The organism is Albidovulum sp., from assembly GCF_041919395.1.
In the GTDB taxonomy this organism is placed as follows: Bacteria; Pseudomonadota; Alphaproteobacteria; order Rhodobacterales; family Rhodobacteraceae; genus Albidovulum.
Genome location: NZ_JAYRTX010000007.1, coordinates 12,386 through 31,075 on the forward strand (window position 1 = coordinate 12,386; position 18,690 = coordinate 31,075).

At 67.1% G+C, this 18,690-nt stretch carries 16 protein-coding genes and 4 tRNA genes; 18 read left to right on the plus strand and 2 right to left on the minus strand.

Features of this window, described 5'->3' with window-relative positions; all coding sequences use genetic code 11:
- The first annotated feature begins 77 nt into the window (after nt 1-77).
- The 15 genes from lon to ACMUOO_RS02580 all read left to right on the plus strand — a co-directional run bounded on the left by lon (nt 78) and on the right by ACMUOO_RS02580 (nt 12,748).
- Nucleotides 78-2,483, plus strand: a complete 2,406-nt coding sequence (lon, locus tag ACMUOO_RS02510; protein WP_301918653.1) for an endopeptidase La — start codon at nt 78-80, stop codon at nt 2,481-2,483.
- A 348-nt stretch (nt 2,484-2,831) separates the two neighbouring features.
- Nucleotides 2,832-2,906, plus strand: a tRNA-Val gene (locus ACMUOO_RS02515).
- Between the two features lie 255 nt (nt 2,907-3,161).
- Nucleotides 3,162-4,256 (plus strand): transporter substrate-binding protein, encoded by a 1,095-nt coding sequence (locus tag ACMUOO_RS02520; protein WP_301918654.1) that lies wholly within the window; start codon nt 3,162-3,164, stop codon nt 4,254-4,256.
- A 38-nt stretch (nt 4,257-4,294) separates the two neighbouring features.
- A complete protein-coding gene (locus tag ACMUOO_RS02525; protein WP_301918655.1) occupies nt 4,295-4,861 on the plus strand; it encodes an ANTAR domain-containing response regulator in 567 nt (188 codons plus the stop codon).
- Nucleotides 4,854-5,741, plus strand: coding sequence for an ABC transporter permease (locus ACMUOO_RS02530; protein WP_367891203.1), 888 nt, complete (start codon nt 4,854-4,856; stop codon nt 5,739-5,741). The genes ACMUOO_RS02525 and ACMUOO_RS02530 overlap by 8 nt, the downstream gene beginning before the upstream one ends.
- A gap of 1 nt (nt 5,742) precedes the next feature.
- A complete protein-coding gene (locus tag ACMUOO_RS02535) occupies nt 5,743-6,663 on the plus strand; it encodes an ABC transporter permease (RefSeq protein WP_301918656.1) in 921 nt (306 codons plus the stop codon).
- Nucleotides 6,664-6,702: 39 nt separating this feature from the next.
- The gene (locus tag ACMUOO_RS02540) at nt 6,703-8,313 is read left to right on the plus strand and encodes an ABC transporter substrate-binding protein (RefSeq protein WP_301918657.1); all 1,611 of its coding nucleotides are present in this window, start codon (nt 6,703-6,705) and stop codon (nt 8,311-8,313) included.
- A 1-nt stretch (nt 8,314) separates the two neighbouring features.
- On the plus strand, nt 8,315-9,274 hold the full coding sequence (locus ACMUOO_RS02545; RefSeq protein WP_301918658.1) for an acetamidase/formamidase family protein: 960 nt from the start codon (nt 8,315-8,317) through the stop codon (nt 9,272-9,274).
- Nucleotides 9,271-11,064, plus strand: coding sequence for an ABC transporter ATP-binding protein (locus ACMUOO_RS02550; protein WP_301918659.1), 1,794 nt, complete (start codon nt 9,271-9,273; stop codon nt 11,062-11,064). Before ACMUOO_RS02545 ends, ACMUOO_RS02550 begins: the two co-directional genes overlap by 4 nt.
- A 96-nt stretch (nt 11,065-11,160) precedes the next feature.
- A complete protein-coding gene (locus tag ACMUOO_RS02555) occupies nt 11,161-11,376 on the plus strand; it encodes a hypothetical protein (protein WP_301918660.1) in 216 nt (71 codons plus the stop codon).
- Nucleotides 11,377-11,459: 83 nt separating this feature from the next.
- Nucleotides 11,460-11,535, plus strand: a tRNA-Val gene (locus ACMUOO_RS02560).
- A gap of 116 nt (nt 11,536-11,651) precedes the next feature.
- Nucleotides 11,652-11,728 (plus strand) — tRNA-Asp (locus tag ACMUOO_RS02565).
- A gap of 44 nt (nt 11,729-11,772) precedes the next feature.
- Nucleotides 11,773-11,849 (plus strand) — tRNA-Asp (locus tag ACMUOO_RS02570).
- Between the two features lie 274 nt (nt 11,850-12,123).
- Entirely contained in the window at nt 12,124-12,399 is a 276-nt protein-coding gene (locus ACMUOO_RS02575) for a DUF1344 domain-containing protein (RefSeq protein ID WP_301918661.1), read from the plus strand.
- 127 nt (nt 12,400-12,526) lie between these two features.
- Nucleotides 12,527-12,748 carry an RND transporter gene (locus ACMUOO_RS02580; RefSeq protein ID WP_301918662.1) on the plus strand — a complete coding sequence of 74 codons (222 nt, stop codon included), beginning with the start codon at nt 12,527-12,529 and terminating at the stop codon, nt 12,746-12,748.
- Between the two features lie 45 nt (nt 12,749-12,793).
- Here ACMUOO_RS02580 and ACMUOO_RS02585 read toward each other — a convergent pair whose 3' ends face one another.
- Complete coding sequence (locus ACMUOO_RS02585; protein WP_301918663.1) at nt 12,794-13,237, minus strand: GNAT family N-acetyltransferase; 444 nt, start codon at nt 13,235-13,237, stop codon at nt 12,794-12,796.
- Between the two features lie 70 nt (nt 13,238-13,307).
- Nucleotides 13,308-14,675: a M20/M25/M40 family metallo-hydrolase gene (locus ACMUOO_RS02590; protein ID WP_301918664.1), complete on the minus strand. Its 1,368-nt coding sequence runs from the start codon at nt 14,673-14,675 to the stop codon at nt 13,308-13,310.
- Between the two features lie 198 nt (nt 14,676-14,873).
- Between ACMUOO_RS02590 and hemA the strand changes: the two genes are divergently transcribed.
- The 3 genes from hemA to ispG all read left to right on the plus strand — a co-directional run bounded on the left by hemA (nt 14,874) and on the right by ispG (nt 18,644).
- Complete coding sequence (gene hemA / locus ACMUOO_RS02595) at nt 14,874-16,097, plus strand: 5-aminolevulinate synthase (protein ID WP_301918665.1); 1,224 nt, start codon at nt 14,874-14,876, stop codon at nt 16,095-16,097.
- 110 nt (nt 16,098-16,207) lie between these two features.
- Entirely contained in the window at nt 16,208-17,452 is a 1,245-nt protein-coding gene (locus ACMUOO_RS02600) for a helix-turn-helix domain-containing protein (protein WP_301918666.1), read from the plus strand.
- Between the two features lie 70 nt (nt 17,453-17,522).
- Entirely contained in the window at nt 17,523-18,644 is a 1,122-nt protein-coding gene (ispG, locus tag ACMUOO_RS02605) for a flavodoxin-dependent (E)-4-hydroxy-3-methylbut-2-enyl-diphosphate synthase (RefSeq protein WP_301918667.1), read from the plus strand.
- Nucleotides 18,645-18,690 lie beyond the last annotated feature (46 nt).

Consider the following 18,690-nt stretch of genomic DNA (forward strand, 5'->3'; position numbering starts at 1 on the left):
TAGGACGCGGAACGGAAAGGGCCGGGTGCCGCCGATGTCCGGGGCCGGTGTCCTTTTGCGAAGAACAGGAAACGCGAATGAAAGAGCAGCTTTCGCCCAGCTACCCGGTGTTGCCCCTGCGCGACATCGTGGTGTTTCCGCACATGATCGTCCCGCTCTTTGTCGGGCGCGAGAAGTCGGTGCGGGCGCTGGAAGAGGTGATGAGGGAGGACAAGCAGATCCTGCTGTCCTCGCAGATCGACCCGACGCAGGATGAACCCACGCCCGAAGGCATCTACAAGGCCGGCGTCCTCGCCAATGTGCTGCAACTCCTGAAGCTGCCGGACGGCACCGTGAAGGTGCTTGTCGAAGGCCGCGCCCGGGTGCGGATCGTCGAATTCATCGACAATGACGCCTATTTCGAGGCGCGGGCCGAAGGCCTGACCGAGATGCCGGGCGACCGCGCGACGGTCGAGGCGCTCCTGCGCTCGGTTGCCGAGGAATTCGAGCGTTACGCCAAGATCAAGAAGAACGTGCCGGAAGAGGCGCTTTCGGCAGTGTCCGAGGCGCGCGACCCGGCCAAGCTCGCGGACCTCGTGTCGGGCCATCTCGGCATCGAGGTGGGCCACAAGCAGGAACTCCTGGAGACGCTCGATGTCGCCGAGCGGCTGGAGAAGGTCTATGGCCTGATGCAGGGCGAGATGTCGGTCCTGCAGGTCGAGAAGAAGATCAAGAGCCGCGTCAAGAGCCAGATGGAGCGCACCCAGCGCGAGTACTATCTGAATGAGCAGATGAAGGCGATCCAGCGCGAGCTTGGCGACGGCGAGGAAGGCCAGAACGAGATCAACGAGCTGACCGAGAAGATCGCCAGGACCAAGTTCTCGAAGGAGGCACGCGACAAGGCGGAAGCTGAACTGAAGAAGCTGAAGTCGATGTCGCCGATGTCGGCCGAGGCGACGGTGGTGCGCAACTACCTCGACTGGCTTCTGAGCCTGCCCTGGGGCGTCAAGTCCCGGGTCAAGAAGGATCTGAGGAAAGCCCAGGAAGTCCTTGATAACGATCACTATGGCCTTGAAAAGGTCAAGGAGCGGATCGTCGAGTACCTGGCCGTGCAGCAGCGCAGCCAGAAGATGAAGGGTCCGATCCTCTGCCTCGTCGGCCCTCCGGGCGTCGGCAAGACCTCGCTCGGCAAGTCGGTCGCGCGCGCCACGGGGCGCGAGTTCATCCGCATCTCGCTCGGCGGTGTCCGGGACGAGTCGGAGATTCGCGGCCACCGGCGGACCTACATCGGCTCCATGCCCGGCAAGATCATCCAGGCGCTGAAGAAGGCCAAGACCACCAATCCCCTCATCCTGCTCGACGAGATCGACAAGATGGGGCAGGACTTCCGCGGCGACCCGGCCTCGGCGATGCTTGAGGTGCTCGACCCGGAACAGAACAACACGTTCATGGACCACTATCTCGAGGTCGAATACGACCTTTCGAACGTGATGTTCCTGACCACGGCCAACAGCTACAACATGCCGGGGCCGCTACTCGACCGGATGGAGATCATCCCGCTCGCCGGTTACACCGAGGACGAGAAGCGCGAGATCGCCAAGCAGCACCTGATCCCGAAGCAGGTCAAGAACCACGGCCTGAAGAAGACCGAGTTCAAGCTGACGGACGAGGCCTTGCAGGAGATGATCCGCACCTACACCCGCGAAGCGGGGGTGCGGAACCTCGAGCGCGAGATCTCCAAGATCGCGCGGAAGGCGCTGACCCGGATCGTCCGCAAGGACGTGCAGAGGATCGAGGTGACGCCGGAAAACCTCGAGGACTTCCTTGGTGTGAAGAAGTTCCGCTACGGCCTGGCCGAGAAGGAAGACCAGATCGGCGTGGTCACGGGCCTTGCCTGGACCTCGGTCGGTGGCGATCTTCTGTCGATCGAGGCGCTGAAGCTGCCCGGAAAGGGGCGGATGAAGACCACCGGGAAGCTCGGCGACGTGATGAAGGAATCGATCGAGGCGGCGTCCTCGTTCGTCCGCGCGATCAGCCCGGAGATCGGGGTGAAGCCGCCGCTCTTCGAGAAGATCGACATCCACGTCCACGTGCCGGAAGGCGCCACGCCCAAGGACGGGCCGTCAGCCGGCGTGGCGATGGTCACCTCCATCGTCTCGGTCCTGACGCAGATCCCGGTCCGCAAGGACATCGCCATGACGGGCGAGGTCACGCTGCGGGGCAACGTGCTGCCGATCGGAGGCTTGAAGGAGAAGCTTCTGGCAGCACTTCGGGGTGGCATCAAGACCGTGCTGATCCCTGAGGAGAACGCCAAGGATCTGGCGGAGATTCCGGACAACGTGAAGGCAGGACTGACGATCATCCCGGTTGCCCATGTCCGCGAGGTCCTGAAGAACGCGCTCGTCCGGATGCCCGAGCCCGTCGAATGGGACGCCGAGGCCGAAGAGGCTGCCGCGCGGGCGGCGGTCGCGGACAAGTCCGGCGCGGCGGCGACCGCGCACTGAGCGCCTGACGCGGATCGCCTGTGGATTGCCCTGCGGCCGGCAGTGACCGGCCGCAGGGCTCTTTCGTTTATGCCGCCTCGCGCCGAGCACGGCGCTCGCGCCACTGCTTGCGCCGGCGCGACTTGCGCTCGCTCACCAAGTCTTGCGTGCGCAAGTCGTCTGTTCAGCGAGGGATGACGCTGTCCCGACCATGCCGCCGAGCCGGTCGGGCGTGGCGACGGGTTCGGCGTACGCGCCCCCCGGGCCCCGTGCAGCGGCAGTGTCGATCCGTCCACGCAATCGCCCCCGTCTGCGTGCGGTCTGCCCTCTTGCGCAGTGGCGCGATTGCGGCTAGGAACCGCGCCGATCGGGTGATTAGCTCAGTGGTAGAGCGCTTCGTTCACATCGAAGATGTCGGGGGTTCAAATCCCTCATCACCCACCATCCCTCCTTGCCCTGCGCCATGCCCGTCGTCGCTGGCACCCCTCCGGCCGACAGGCGCCCGCCTGCCAGGGGCGCCGACGCGCGGGAGGGGCGCGAATGTCCGGCCTGAACGCGTCGGCTTGCCACAAGACTGTTGATCTGTCGGCCAGTCGCATTATTGTCGGAAAGGAACGACTACAACTTCATGCGGCAACCAGGCCCCGAGCGCAGCGTCCGTCCTGCTGCTTCGGGGCTTTTGCGTTCAAGGGATACGGCGTGACCAAGCGGCGCATCGAGATTGGACTGCTCTATTCCCGTTCGGGAAGCTATTCGCTGATCTCCGAGGCCTGCCGTTCCGGCGCGCTCGCCGCCATCGCCGAACTGAACGCCGACCCTGCGCTCGATCTGTCCTTCGTGCCGGTCGAGCGCGATCCGGAAGGCAACGTCGATCTCTATGGCCCCCTCTGCGAGGAAATCCTTCGCGACACGGGCGCACGCCATGTTATCGGCTGCGTGACGTCCTGGAGCCGCAAGGAGGTCATCCCCACGCTCGAGCGCTATGGCGGGACGCTCTGGTATGCCGTTCCCTACGAGGGGTTCGAGGCGTCGGACCATGTCGTCTATACCCATGCCTGCCCGAACCAGCACCTTCTGCCACTGCTCGAGTGGGTGATGCCCGCGCATGGCCGCAAGGCCTATCTGACGGGATCGAACTACATCTGGGGCTGGGAGATGAACCGTCTCGCCCGCGAGCGCATCTCGCAGGCCGGAGGCGAGATCGCCGGGGAAAGGTATCTTCCCATCGGATCGCGCGACGTCGGCCGGATGATCGAGGAGATCCGCTTCTCGCGGCCTGATTTCATCCTGAATTCGCTGATCGGGCCCTCATCCTACGAATTCCTCTCTGCCTATCGCGATCTGGGCCAGCAGGACCCGCATTTCCAGCCGTCGCGCTGCCCGGTCCTGTCGTGCAACATGACGGAATGCGAACTGCCCGCGATCGGGATCGCCGCGGAAGGAATTGTCGCGGCCGGCCCCTACTTCCGCGGGGTGGAGGGCTGGCCTGGGGGCGGAAGGTTCGGCTCCTCGCACGAGGCGGCCGCCTATACCGCGGTGCGGGAACTCGCACGGTTGCTGGACGGGCGGCCGGGGGCCGAGGCACTGCCGCTGTCGCAGCTTCTCGCGGACGGCCATGCCCTGGGCGGGATCATCGACCCCGAAACGCATCATACCGTCCTGCCGGCCCTAGTGGCGCGGGTGGAGGGCGGCGTATTCCGCCTCGTCCACAGGCGCGATCGCGTGGCCGGCGATCCCTACCTCACCCGCTCGACCCATATGGGCACGGGCGCGAAGCTGCGGGTGGTGTCGTGAGGCGGCCGATACGGATTCCGGATCTCGGCGGCGCAAGGGTGGCAATCCTTCACCGGCCCCATCCGACCGTCCACGCCCTGGTGCGGCAGTTGACGGCCATCGGCCTCGACGTGGCCCAATCCTGGCCGGAACTCGGGGCCGATGCGATCGGCGCGGATTACGTCTTTTTCGATGCCGACATGGGGCATGACGGAATGTTCCCGTGGCCGCCCGGCCAACCCCCGGTGCCGATGATCGCGCTCATCGGGTCCGAGGCGCCGGGGCGGATCGAATGGGCGCTCAGGGCGGGCGCCCATGCCCAGCTTCTGAAGCCTGTGGGCGACAACGGGGCATATTCGGCGCTGTTGATCGCCCGGGACGCCTTCGACGCACAGAGGGCGCTCTTTGCAGAGATCGCCGACCTGAGGCGCAGGCTCGACGGGCGCCAGACGGTCGTGCGTGCGGTGACGCTGCTCGCCGCGCGGGGAAAGACCGAGGAGGAAGCCTACGCGCAACTGCGCCGGATGGCGATGGCCTGGCGGATCAGCTTCGAGGATGCCGCCGCGCGCATCGTCGCCAGCCGCGACGCGACCCTTCCTGGCGGAGAGGAGGTTCAGGGTGGCTGACCTGTCGCTTGCCGCGCCTCCCCCGCGGCCCCGGAGCGCCCTGCGACGCCTGATGGAGCGGCGGCTCGCGCTTTTCGGTCTTCTGCTTATCGTCCTCGTCGTCGGGGCCGCGGTGTTGGCGCCCTGGCTCGCCCCCTATCCGCCGCAGGAGCAACTCTTCGACGGGCTCACCCTGGAAGGCGCGCCGCTGCCACCCGACGGCCGCTTCGTGATGGGGACCGATCTTCTGGGGCGCGACCTGTTCAGCCGGATGCTCTACGGCGCGCAGACCTCGCTCATAATCGGGGTCGTGGCCAACGGGATGGCCCTCCTGATCGGAACGCTCGTCGGGCTGACCGCGGGCCTCTTCCGGGGCTGGATCGGCTCGGCGCTGATGCGCTTCACCGACCTGATGATGGCGTTTCCCGCGCTGCTCCTCGCGATCTGCCTCGCGGCGATCTTCAAGCCCTCGCTCTGGATCGTCGCGCTTGTGATTGCTCTGGTGAACTGGGTGCAGACGGCACGGGTGATCTATACCGAGACGACATCGCTCGCCGAGCGCGACTTCATCGCCGCCGAGCGCACGCTGGGCGCGGGAACCGGCCGCATCCTCTTTCATCACATCCTGCCGCACCTCGTGCCGACGATCATCGTCTGGGGAACGCTCGGAATTTCCACGACCGTGCTTCTTGAGGCGACGCTATCCTTCCTCGGCGTGGGCGTGCAGCCGCCGACGCCGTCCTGGGGCAACATCATCTTCGAGAACCAGACCTATTTCCAGGCCGCCCCCTGGCTCGTCTTCATCCCCGGCGCGGCGATCATCCTGCTGGCGCTCGCCTTCAACCTCGTGGGCGATGCCTTGCGCGACGTGCTCGACCCCACGCAGCGGGGGCGCGACTGACATGGCCGGCTACATCCTCCGCCGTCTGGTCCAGTCCGCCCTGATCCTTGTGGGGATCAGCTTCGTGACCTTCGTTCTGCTCTATGTCCTGCCCGCCGATCCGGTGCGCCAGATCGCCGGTCGGTCGGCCACGGCCGAGACGGTGGAAAACATCCGCCGGCAGCTCGGCCTCGATCAGCCTTTCGTGGTGCAGTACGGCCGCTACCTCGCGGCGCTGCTCCAGGGCGACATGGGGCGAAGCTACCTCCAGAAGACCGAGGTGACGGAACTCATCCTGTCGCGGCTTCCAGCCACGCTGCAACTCATGTCCGCCGGGATCGTGGCGGAACTTGTCCTCGGTCTCTCGATGGGTGTCGCGGCCGCTCTGATGCGGGGCAGGGCGGGTGACCAGCTTCTGATGATGGCCTCTTTCGTGACGGTCTCCGCTCCTCAGTTCGTGGTCAGCCTGCTTCTGCTCTATGTCTTCGCGGTGAAGCTCGGCTGGTTTCCGATCGGCGGCTACGGGACGGCGGCCCATCTGGTGCTGCCCGCGGTCACGCTCGGTATTCTCGGATCGGGCTGGTATTCGCGGATGATGCGCTCCTCCATGATCGAGGTCTTGCGTGCCGACTACATCCGGACCGCGCGGGCCAAGGGTCTTTCCGGCCTTCGCGTCGTTCTCGGCCATGCCCTGCCCAATGCGATCCTGCCGGTCGTCGCCATGATCGGCATCGACATCGGCATCTTCATGGGGGGCATCGTCGTCGTGGAGAGCGTCTTCGGCTGGCCCGGCATCGGCCAGCTTGCCTGGCAGGCAATCCAGCGGGTGGACATCCCGATCATCATGGGCGTCACCCTGGTCTCGGCGTTGGCCATCGTCATCGGGAACCTTCTGGCCGACCTCGTTGCCCCGCTCATTGATCCCCGCATCCGTCTGCGCTGACCATCACCAACCAGAAACCACCTCAACAGGAGAGAAGACATGAAGAAATGGCTCGTTTCCACCGCCCTCGCGCTGACGCTGGCACTGCCCGCCGCGGCGCAGGATTATACCCCCGACCCCAATGCGAAGCCGGGCGGGACGATCACCATCACCTACAAGGACGATGTGGCGACGCTCGACCCGGCGATCGGCTACGACTGGCAGAACTGGTCGATGATCAAGTCTATCTTCGACGGGCTGATGGACTACGTGCCGGGGACAACGACCCTGCGCGCCGGCCTCGCCGAGAGTTACGAGATCTCGCCCGACGGGCTGACCTACACCTTCAAGCTGCGCCCGGGCGTGAAGTTCCACAACGGTCGCGAGATGACGGCGGAGGACGTGAAATATTCGCTCGACCGGGTCACCGACCCCGCCACACAGTCGCCGGGCGCGGGCTTCTTCGGCTCCATCGCAGGGTTCGAGGCCGCCGGCCCCGACGGGCTGTCGGGGGTCGAAGTCGTCGATCCTCTGACGGTCAAGATCACGCTGTCGCGCCCCGACGCCACCTTCCTGCATGTCATGGCGCTGAACTTCGCCTCCGTGGTGCCGAAGGAGGCCGTGGATGCTCTGGGCAGCGATTTCGGCAAGCAGCCGGTCGGCACGGGGGCTTTCCGGCTCGGCGAATGGACGCTGGGACAGCGGCTGGTCTTCGAGAAGAACGCGGATTACTGGCGCGAGGGCGTGCCCTATCTCGACAGCGTCGTGTTCGAAGTCGGGCAGGAACCGGTGGTCGCCCTCCTCAGGCTGCAGAACGGCGAGGTGGACGTGCCCGGCGACGGCATCCCGCCGGCAAAGTTCACCGAGGTCATGGGTGACCCGGCGCAGGCGGCCCGCGTCGTCCAGGGCGGCCAGTTGCACACCGGCTACATCACGCTGAACGTGACGATGCCGCCGTTCGACAAGGTCGAGGTGCGCAAGGCCGTGAACATGGCGATCAACAAGGAGCGGATCACCCAGATCATCAACGGCCGCGCGGTGCCCGCCACCCAGCCGCTGCCGCCCTCGATGCCGGGCTACACGGAAGGCTATGCCGGCTATCCCTATGACGTGGAAGGCGCGAAGAAGCTTCTGGCCGACGCGGGCCTGGCCGACGGTTTCGAAACCGACCTTTACGTCATGAACACCGACCCCAACCCGCGCATCGCCCAGGCGATCCAGCAGGACCTCGCGACCATCGGCATCAAGGCCAACATCCAGTCGCTCGCGCAGGCAAACGTGATCGAGGCAGGCGGCGCGGGCACGGCACCGATGATCTGGTCCGGCGGCATGGCCTGGATCGCCGACTTCCCCGATCCGTCCAACTTCTACGGCCCGATCCTCGGCTGTGCCGGTGCGGGCGACGGGGGCTGGAACTGGTCGAAGTTCTGCGACGAAGCGCTCGACAAGATGGCGGTGGAGGCCGACAGCCTCTCCGACCCGGCGCGGGCGGAGGAGCGGCTCAAGCTCTGGTCGGATGTCTACATGGGGGTCATGGAAAAGGCGCCGTGGGTGCCGGTGTTCAACGAGGAACGCTACACCATGAAATCTGAACGGATGGGCGGCGACGACGCGCTCTACGTCGATCCGGTCTCGATCCCCGTGAACTATGACTACGTCTACGTGAAATAACATGTGCAAGGACTGCAACTACACGATCCATGGCGCGCAGCACCACTTCGGCTGGGACAACACCCTCGCCCCGGCGCTGCGCGTCGCCCCGGGATCGACCATCCTGTTTCACTGCAACGACTCTTCGGCGGGCCAGCTTGGCCCGTCGTCCACCGTCGCGGACGTTCAGACGCTCGACTTCGGCAAGATCAACCCGGTATCCGGGCCGATCTTCGTGGAAGGTGCCGCACCGGGCGACGCACTGAAGATCACCGTCGGCGATTTCATCCCGAGGGCGTTCGACGGCGCCGGCTTCGGCTGGACGGCGAACATCCCCGGCTTCGGGCTGCTGGCCGACCAGTTCCCCGACCCCGCGCTGAAGGTGTGGAAGTTCGACCCCGGCACCATGGCCCCGGCGCTCTGGTCCGATCAGGCGCGGGTTCCGCTGAAGCCCTTCGCCGGCACCATCGGCAACGCGCCGGCCGAAGCGGGGCTCCACAGTGTGGTGCCGCCGCGCCGGGTGGGCGGCAACCTCGACATCCGCGACCTGAACGCAGGGACGGTCCTCTACCTGCCGGTCGAGGTGGCGGGGGCGCTCTTCAGCGTGGGCGACACCCATGCGGCGCAGGGCGACGGCGAGGTCTGCGGCACGGCCATCGAAAGCCCGATGGATGTGGTGCTGACGCTCGATCTGGTGCGGGGGGCGAACCTGAAGACCCCGCGGTTCACCACGTCCGGCCCGGTGACACGGCACCTTGACGTCCGCGGCTACGAGGTCACCACCGGCATCGGTCCCGACCTCATGGCGGCCAGCCGGGACGCCGTGGCCAACATGGTCGACCTTCTCTCTGCCCGGCATGGCATGGCGGCCGTCGAAGCCTACATGCTGGTCTCGACCTGCGGTGACCTCAGGATATCCGAGATCGTGGACATGCCGAACTGGGTCGTCAGCTTCTATTTCCCGCGCTGCGTCTTCGAATGACTCTCGCGGAAGCGAACCAGCCCGGGGCCGTGCCGGCCCCGGACCCCGGGCCGGTCCTCTCGGTCGAGGGGCTGACAGTCTCGGTCAGGACCGAGGCGGGATTGCAGCCCCTCGTCCAGGACCTGTCCCTCACGCTGAAGCGGGGCGAGACGCTGGCCATCGCCGGCGAAAGCGGTTCGGGCAAGTCGATAACCTCGCTTGCGATCATGGGACTCCTGCCGCCGCCGGCGGTCCGCGTCACCGCCGGTCGCATCCGGCTCGGCGCGACCGAACTGACCGCGCTGACCGAGTCGGAGATGCGCAGCCTGCGCGGCGACCGGATCGCGATGATCTTCCAGGAACCGATGACGAGCCTGAACCCGGTGCTGACCGTGGGTTCCCAGATCGCCGAGGCGATCCGCGCGCACCAGCATGTCAGCCGCGGCGAGGCCCGCAGCCGGGCGCTGGCCGCGCTCGCCTCCGTCCGACTGTCGCAGCCCGAACGGCGCATGGCGCAATATCCCCATGAGCTTTCGGGGGGCATGCGCCAGCGGGTGATGATCGCGATGGCGCTTGCCATGCGGCCCGAGGTGCTGATCGCGGACGAGCCGACGACCGCCCTCGACGTGACGGTTCAGCGCGAGGTCCTCGACCTGCTGCGCGACCTGCAGCGGGAACTGGGGACGGCCATCATCCTCATCACCCATGACATGGGCGTCGTCGCCGAGATGGCCGACCGCGTGATCGTCATGAAGTCCGGCCGCAAGGTGGAAGAGGCCGCCGTCGGATCGCTTTTCCACGCTCCCGCAGAGCCCTACACCCGCGAGCTTCTCGCCGCGGTGCCAAGGATCGGCGACCGCCCCGACCGCACCCTCCGTCCCGACGCGCCGGCCGACGCGACCGTGGCCGAGCTTTCCGATGTCGTGGTGCGCTTTCCGATCAAGACAGGCTGGCTGGGCCGGGCGGCCCTCAACGTTCACGCGGTGGAACATGTCGGCTTCGACATCCGCAAGGGCGAAACCTTTGCGCTTGTCGGGGAATCGGGCTGCGGCAAGTCCACCATCGCCCGGGCCATGGTCGGCCTCGTGGCGCATTCCGGCCGCATCGCGATTGGCGGGCAGGTCCTGACGGGGCAGGGCCGGGGCGAAGCGAGATCCCTGCGCCGCAGGGTCCAGATGGTGTTTCAGGACCCGATGGCGGCGCTCGACCCGCGGATGCGGGTCGGCGAACTGATCGCCGAACCGCTTCTCATCCACGGTATCGGCTCGGCATCCGACCGGCGTGCGCGCGCGGCCGACCTGATGCTGCGGGTCGGCCTGTCACAGGACCAGCTGGATCGCTATCCGCACGAATTCTCCGGCGGCCAGCGCCAGCGCATCTGCATTGCCCGTGCCCTGGCGCTGAAGCCGGACCTGATCATCGCCGATGAAAGCGTGTCCGCGCTGGACGTGAGCGTGCAGGCGCGGGTGCTGGGGCTGCTGAAGGAACTGCAGGAAGAGATGGGCGTGGCCTATCTCTTCATCAGCCACGACATGGCGGTGGTCGACAACATCTCGGACCGCGTCGCCGTGATGTACCTCGGCCAGATCGTCGAGATGGGGACGCGGGCGCAGATATTCACGAACCCCCGACACGCCTACACGCGGCGCCTGCTCGACGCCGTGCCGGTGCCTGACCCTTCGCACCGGCGTCAGCACCGTGAACGCCCGGGCGGCGAAGTCCCGAGCCCGGTCTACCGGACCGGCGAGGGCCCCGGGCGGTTGACCCTTCGGGACGTCGGGGAGGGGCATCTGGTCGCAGGGGCCGGATAGGCACGGCGCGGGACGAGCGAACGCAGGCTTGGCGCGCCCTTAACCCGGGCGCTGTGTGATCGGGGGCGTTTCCGATCCAGCCAGGGACCCGCCGCCGTGCCAGCCTTCCGAAAATACGTCAAGCCGACCTCGCTCACGTGGGTCGCCTCGGCCCTGCCGATTCTCGCGGGCGTCTTCATCGCCTTCGAACCGGTCCATCATCTCGCCGACTGGACGCGGGCGGTGAGCCGGACCTTCGGCGATACCTCGCCGTACCTGCTGATCAATGCGGGTCTCGTCGGGATCGGACTCAGGGGGGCGGTCCGGGGCTGAGGCGCCGGCAGGGCTTGCCCCGGCCTGGCCAAGCCGCTAAATGCGGGTCCGGTGCCCGTGACGCCCCGGTTGGGGCGCCGCAGGGGTCGTTAGCTCAGTTGGTAGAGCGCTTCGTTTACACCGAAGATGTCGGGAGTTCGAGCCTCTCACGACCCACCATCCTCCTTCTCCAGCCATGAAAATCCCTCGCCGAATCTGCTCGGGCGCGCTTGACGGGGGGGGCGGGGATGCCTATTAACCGCTCCACGCTCGGGCGGCGATCCGGGCGGGGATGCGCGGTTGTAGCTCAGTCGGTTAGAGTACCGGCCTGTCACGCCGGGGGTCGCGGGTTCGAGCCCCGTCAACCGCGCCACCCGCCCCGGATCGCCCGAGTGTTCCCCTCCAGGGGGGCCATGCGCGGTTGTAGCTCAGTCGGTTAGAGTACCGGCCTGTCACGCCGGGGGTCGCGGGTTCGAGCCCCGTCAACCGCGCCATTCCATTCCCGATGATGTTCCGAGCCGGCCGATTCCAGCCCAGGGTGCGGGCTTTCCGGCAAGGGCTTGCCGATCCGGCCACGCGATCCGTCACGCCCCGGTCACCGCCGATCAACCCCGCGTGCGCCCCCCTTCCGGCACCGAAAGCGCCGGCTATGTTCCGCGCTGAAACCGCGGCCCGCCGGGCGGATACGGACCCGCCGACGCGACGGACCGGGACGGTTTCGCAAGGTGGCCCTGCCGGACCGGCGGGGTCTCAGACGGAGTGACGCAGATGCGTTCCCACATTCTCCCCCTCGTGCTCGTGACCGCGCTCGGCGCGACCTCGGTTGCCTATGCCTCCGAAACGACGACCGCCATGATCAAGTCCTTCGACATGAAGGCGCACACGCTCACGCTCGAGGATGGCACGATCTACATGCTGCCGGGCGTCTTCAAGGATCCCGGCCTGAAGATCGGCGAGAAGGTCAGCGTGCTTTGGAACAAGAAGTCCGGCGCGGGCAGCTCGAATGAGGAACGTGACGCGGTGTCGGTGACCATCGTCAAGTGACGGGGCCGAAGGGCACCGGCGCGGGGGCCTTCGGGCCCCCGTTGCGTTCTGCGCCCGCGCCAAATCGTCCCGCTGCGGCGGCCGGCGCGAAGGGATAAGACGGGACAGTACATTGCAGGACCAGCAGATGGCATACCTCGACCGGATCCCCCTAAGTCTCGCCGTCGTCGCGGCGCTGACGCTCGGACTTGCGCCCTTCGTGCCCGAACCGCACATCTGGGAAAAGCTGAAGATGCTCGCGGCCGGGACGCTCAGCCGGCGGATCGACATCTTGGACCTGCTTCTCCATGCCGTGCCCTGGGCCGTGCTGGCACTTAAGCTTCTGCGCATGGCGATGGTTCGCGGTTAGGAGCCTCCGGCCGGGGTGTCTCGGCAACAGGGACGCCCGGCCGCGTCAGAGCCGCATCCGGTAGCGGATGTGGCCGTCGCTTGCCGTGTAGCTGTCGTAGAGCGTGCGGGCGCGGGCGTTGCCTTCGTCGGTGTGCCAGTAGAGCCGGTGCCAGCCCCGCGCGCGCGCCAGGGCGATGAGGTCGTCGATGAGCGCCCGGCCGACGCCCGAGCCGCGCGCCTCGGCGTCCACGAAGAGGTCCTCGAGATAGCAGTCGTCGCCCGCCACCCAGCTCGACGGATGGTGCTGGTGCAGGGCGAAGCCCGCGAAACGGTCGCCCCGCAGCGCGAGGCGCAGCTTGAGCGGCGACGCCGGGTCCATGAGTCGCGCCCAGGTGGCGGCGGTGATCTCGGGCGCGAGGGCAATGTCGTAGAAGGCGAGGTATCCGTCCCAGAGGCGCCGCCATTCGGCTTCGTCGTCGGGGGTTGCGTCGCGGATCGTGATCGTCATGGCAGGAAGTCCAGAAGCGCCGCGGCCGTGGCGCCGGGCGCGGTGTCGATGAAGAAATGCCCGCCCGGGATCATTGCAGCGCGGCGAGGATGCACGCCCAGGAACGGATGCCCTTGTGGAAGCTTTCCACGTCGTATTTCTCGTTCGGGCTGTGGATCTGGTCGTCGTCCTTGCCGAAGCCGATGAGCATCGCGTCCATGCCGAGGATCTTCTGGAAATATCCGGCGATCGGGATCGAGCCGCCGCAGCCGATGTAGGCGGCGGGCCTTCCCCACTCCTCGCCGAGCGCCTTGCGCGCGGCCTCGAAGGCGGGGTCGGCGATGTCCATCACGCCCGCCTCGCTCGCGCCATGCTCGTGGAAGGCCACCTGGCAGTCGAAGGGGACCATGGTGCGGACATGGTTGCGGAAGTTGTCGCGCAGGCGATGCGGGTCCTGACCGGGGACGAGCCGGAACGAGATCTTCGCGTGGGCCTGCGACGGCAGCACCGTCTTGAAGCCCGCGCCGGTGTAACCGCCCCAGATGCCGTTCACCTCGCAGGTCGGTCGCGACCAAAGCATCTCGAGCGGCGTCCGGTCATGTTCGCCGGCAGGCACCGAAAGGCCCACGTCACCGAGGTACTTCCCGTAGTCGAAGGCCAGCGCCTGCCATTGGGCGCGCACCGCCTCAGGCAGTTCCTGCACCCCGTCATAGAAGCCGGGCACGGTGATCCGCCCGTGCTCGTCGTGAAGCGAGGCGATGATCCTCGCCAGCACCCGGATCGGGTTCATCGCGGCGCCGCCATAGGAACCCGAATGAAGGTCCTTGTTCGGGCCGGTGATGGTGATCTCCTCGCCGAGGAGGCCGCGCAGCATCGTGGTGATCGCGGGCTGTCCCTCGAAGAGGCCGGTATCGCAGATCAGCGCGATGTCGGCTTTCAGTTCCTCCCGATGCGCCTGCATGAAGGGGATGAGCGAGGGAGAGCCCGATTCCTCCTCGCCCTCAAGAAAGATCGTCAGCCGGCCGGGCAGGGCGCCGTGGACGTGTTTCCAGGCGCGCGCCGCCTCGATGAAGGTCATGAGCTGGCCCTTGTCGTCCGAGGCGCCGCGGGCGCGGATCACCCGGCCGTGGGGCGTGTCCTCCAACGCCGGATCAAAAGGGTCCCGGTGCCAGAGGTCGAGCGGATCGACGGGCTGCACGTCGTAGTGGCCGTAGAAGAGAAGGTGCCGCCCGCCCGTCCCGCCGTGGCCGACGACCATCGGATGTCCGGGCGTGGGCCGCGCGGCGGCGTCGAAGCCGAGCCCGCGCAGGTCCTCGGCAAGCCAGTCGGCGGCCCTGGCGCAATCGGCCTTGTAGGCCGGATCGGTGGAAACGGACGGAATGCGCAGGAGCGCGAAGAGACGCTCCATCGCGTCAGGCAGGGTCTCGTCGATGCGCGACAGGACGGCTTCGAGGGTCATGGGGGTCTCCTCCGGGTGTCGGGCAGGACGGTAGCAGCGTGTCCGGCATTGTCCAGTCGCGGCGGAACAAGGGAACGCGCATCGTGACCCGCGCGTCAAATTGTACCGTCGCGCCGGACGACTTTGACCTTTATCAAGGTAGCCTGCGGAGAGAGGGCGTAGGTCCCAGGATACGGAATGACAGCCGGGAGACGTGCGATGGACTACGAAGCTCAACTCGACAAGGCGCTCCAGCGTCTGCACGACGAAGGCCGCTATCGCACCTTCATCGACATCGAGCGCCGCAAGGGCAAGTTCCCGAAGGCCGTCTGGACGCGGCCCGACGGGACCGAGAAGGAAATCACCGTCTGGTGCGGCAACGACTATCTCGGCATGGGCCAGCACCCGGCCGTCCTTGCGGCGATGCACGCGGCGCTTGATGCCACGGGTGCGGGGTCCGGCGGCACCCGCAACATCTCGGGCACCACCGTCTATCACAAGCGGCTCGAGGCCGAGATCGCGGACCTGCACCGCAAGGAGGCGGCGCTGGTCTTTACCTCGGCCTACATCGCCAACGACGCCACGCTCTCGACCCTGCCGAAGCTCTTTCCCGGCCTCATCATCTATTCGGACGCGTTGAACCACGCCTCGATGATCGAGGGGATCAAGCGCAACGGCGGACAGAAGCGCATCTTCCGGCACAACGACGTGGCCCATCTGCGCGACCTGATGGCGGCGGACGACCCGCAGGCGCCGAAGCTGGTGGCCTTCGAGTCGATCTACTCGATGGACGGCGACATCTGCCCGATGGAGGCGATCTGCGACGCGGCGCAGGAATTCAACGCGCTGACCTACCTCGACGAGGTGCATGCCGTCGGCATGTATGGCCCGCGCGGCGCGGGGATCGCCGAGAAACTCGGTCTGATGGGCCGGATCGACATCATCAACGCGACCCTCGCCAAGGCCTATGGCGTGATGGGGGGCTACATCGCCGCGACGGCGAAGATGGTGGACGCGATCCGCTCCTATGCGCCGGGCTTCATCTTCACGACCTCGCTGCCGCCGGCGGTGGCGGCCGGTGCGGCCGCCTCGGTCCGCCATGTGAAGACGGCGCAGCACCTGCGCGACAAGCAGCAGGAACACGCCCGCATCCTGAAGACGCGGCTCAGGGCGCTCGGTCTCCCGATCATCGACCACGGCACCCATATCGTCCCGGTGCATGTGGGCAACCCGGTGCACTGCAAGATGATCTCGGACATGCTGCTGGAGCACTACGGGATCTATGTCCAGCCGATCAACTTCCCGACCGTGCCTCGGGGCACGGAACGGCTGCGCTTCACGCCCTCGCCGGTGCACACGCCGGAAGACATCGACCGGCTGGTTCGGGCGATGGACAAACTCTGGGCACACTGCGCGCTGAATCGCGCCCAACTCACCGCCTGAGGCCCTGCGCCGTCGCAATCGGTCTTGCCCTATGGTATGGATTTACCGATAGGACGGCACGGCCGAAGCGAATCGCCGGCCGTCGGGGAATTCGAAACGGGGCAGTGGGCATGATCGGGCGGAGGGTTCCTCCTTCGACGCGGGACGCGGACAAACCGAAAGGGTTTGACGACTACGAACTGCGGCTCGGCGACATCATGCGCGGCGAGCGCGCGACGATGGCCAAATCGCTCCTCGACGTGCAGCGGGAACTGAAGATCAAGGCGAGCTACATCGCCGCGATCGAGAATTGCGATGTCACGGCCTTCGAGACGCCGGGCTTCGTCGCGGGCTATGTCCGCTCCTATGCGCGCTATCTCGGCATGGACCCGGAAGTGACGTTCAGGCGCTTCTGCGAAGAGGCGGACTTCACCGTGGCGCATGGCATGTCCGCCGCCGCCTCCGGGCCGGTCAAGGCGCGGCGCAAGGTGGAATACGCCGATCCGCTCGCCAATCCCAATGCGAGCTTCGTCCCCAGGGGCGAGGCGGTCTGGGCGGGTATCCAGCCCGGTGCGGTCGGCTCCATCCTGGTTCTGATGCTGCTCATCGGCGGCATCGGCTATGGCGGCTGGTCCGTTCTGCAGGAAGTGCAGAAGGTCACGCTTGCGCCCATCGACCAGGCACCGGGCGTGGTGGCCGATCTCGACCCGCTCGCCGGGGCAGGCCAGACCCTGACCGCGCAGCAGGACACGGGCGAGGTCGCGCTGGCCGCGCTGCCCGGGCAGGACGCGCTGCCGCCCGCGCCCGAGGCGCTCGACCGGCTCTACCGGCCCCAGGCGCTCGACGTGCCGGTGCTGGTCGCGCGCGACGGTCCGATCGCGGCGATCGACCCGCGCAGCGTCGGCACTATTCCGGTCGTGACCGCCGCGGCCGAGCCGGCCCCGGGCGAGTTGCAGGCGCTGCCGGCCCTGGGCGAGACACCGGTGCAGGTCGTTGCGGCCGATGCGGCAGAGGTCGAGCTTCTCGCCGTGCGCCCGGCCTGGGTCCGGGTGCAGGCCGCCGACGGCACGGTGATCTTCGAGAAGATCCTGGATGCCGGTGAACGCTACGCGCTGCCCAAGCTCGAAGAACCGCCGGTCATGCGGGTGGGCGAGTCGGGCGCGCTCTATTTCGCCGTGAACGGTCAGACCTACGGGCCGGCGGGTTCCCGCGGCTCCGTGACGAAGAACCTCGTCCTGTCGCCCGAGGCGCTGACGGGAAAATACGCCGTCGCCGATCTGGAAAGCGACGCCGACCTCGCGAAGTACGCGACCGCCGTGGCCGATGCCGGCGCCGCCCTTCCCGCGGTCGACCCGGCTGCGCCCGCGGGCGAGTGACGGGCCGCACATTGCCGTCCGGCCACTCAGGGTCTATCTATCGCCCGACCGAACGCGCGCCGAGGCTGACATGACGCACAATCCGATCCGACCCTGGCGGAACATCGACCGGCGGAAGTCGCGCAGGATCATGGTGGGCACCGTGCCCGTGGGCGGAGACGCGCCGATTACGGTGCAGACGATGACCAACACGATCACCTCGGACGTGCGGGCGACCGTGGATCAGGTGCAGCGCGCAGTGGCGGCGGGCGCCGACATCGTGCGGGTCTCGACGCCGGACGAGGAGTCGACCCGCGCCCTGCGGGAGATCGTGCGCGAAAGCCCTGTGCCGATCGTGGCCGATATCCATTTCCACTATCGCCGCGCCATCGAGGCCGCCGAGGCCGGCGCGGCCTGTCTCAGGATCAACCCCGGCAACATCGGCTCGGCCGATCGGGTGCGCGAGGTCGTGAGGGCCGCGAAGGATCACGGCTGTTCGATCCGGATCGGCGTCAATGCCGGCAGCCTTGAAAAGCACCTGCTCGACAAGTACGGCGAACCCTGCCCGGACGCGATGGTGGAATCCGGTCTCGACCACATCAAGCTCCTGCAGGACAACGACTTTCACGAATTCAAGATTTCCTGCAAGGCCTCCGACGTCTTCCTCGCCGCGGCTGCCTACCAGCAACTGGCAGAAGCCACCGACGCGCCGATCCATCTCGGCATCACCGAGGCCGGGGGCCTTGTCTCCGGCACGGTAAAATCCGCGATCGGGCTCGGCAACCTCCTCTGGATGGGGATCGGCGACACGATCCGCGTCTCGCTCTCCGCCGATCCGGTCGAGGAGGTGAAGGTCGGCTACGAGATCCTGAAATCGCTCGGCCTCAGGACCCGCGGCGTGCAGATCATCTCCTGCCCGTCCTGCGCGCGGCAGGGCTTCGACGTCATCAAGACCGTCGAGGCGCTGGAGAAGCGGCTCGAACACATCAAGACGCCGATCTCGCTTTCGATCATCGGCTGCGTGGTGAACGGGCCGGGCGAGGCCCTGATGACCGACATCGGCTTCACCGGCGGCGGGGCAGGGTCGGGCATGGTCTATCTGGCCGGCCGGCAGGACCACAAGATGACCAACGACCGCATGATCGACCATATCGTCGAACTGGTCGAGGCGCGCGCGGCCGAACTGGAATCCGCCAGGGCGGCGGCCGAGTAGGTCGCGGCCGAATGGGCGGGGGCGCCGCCCCGCCGAGGTGTCTGGC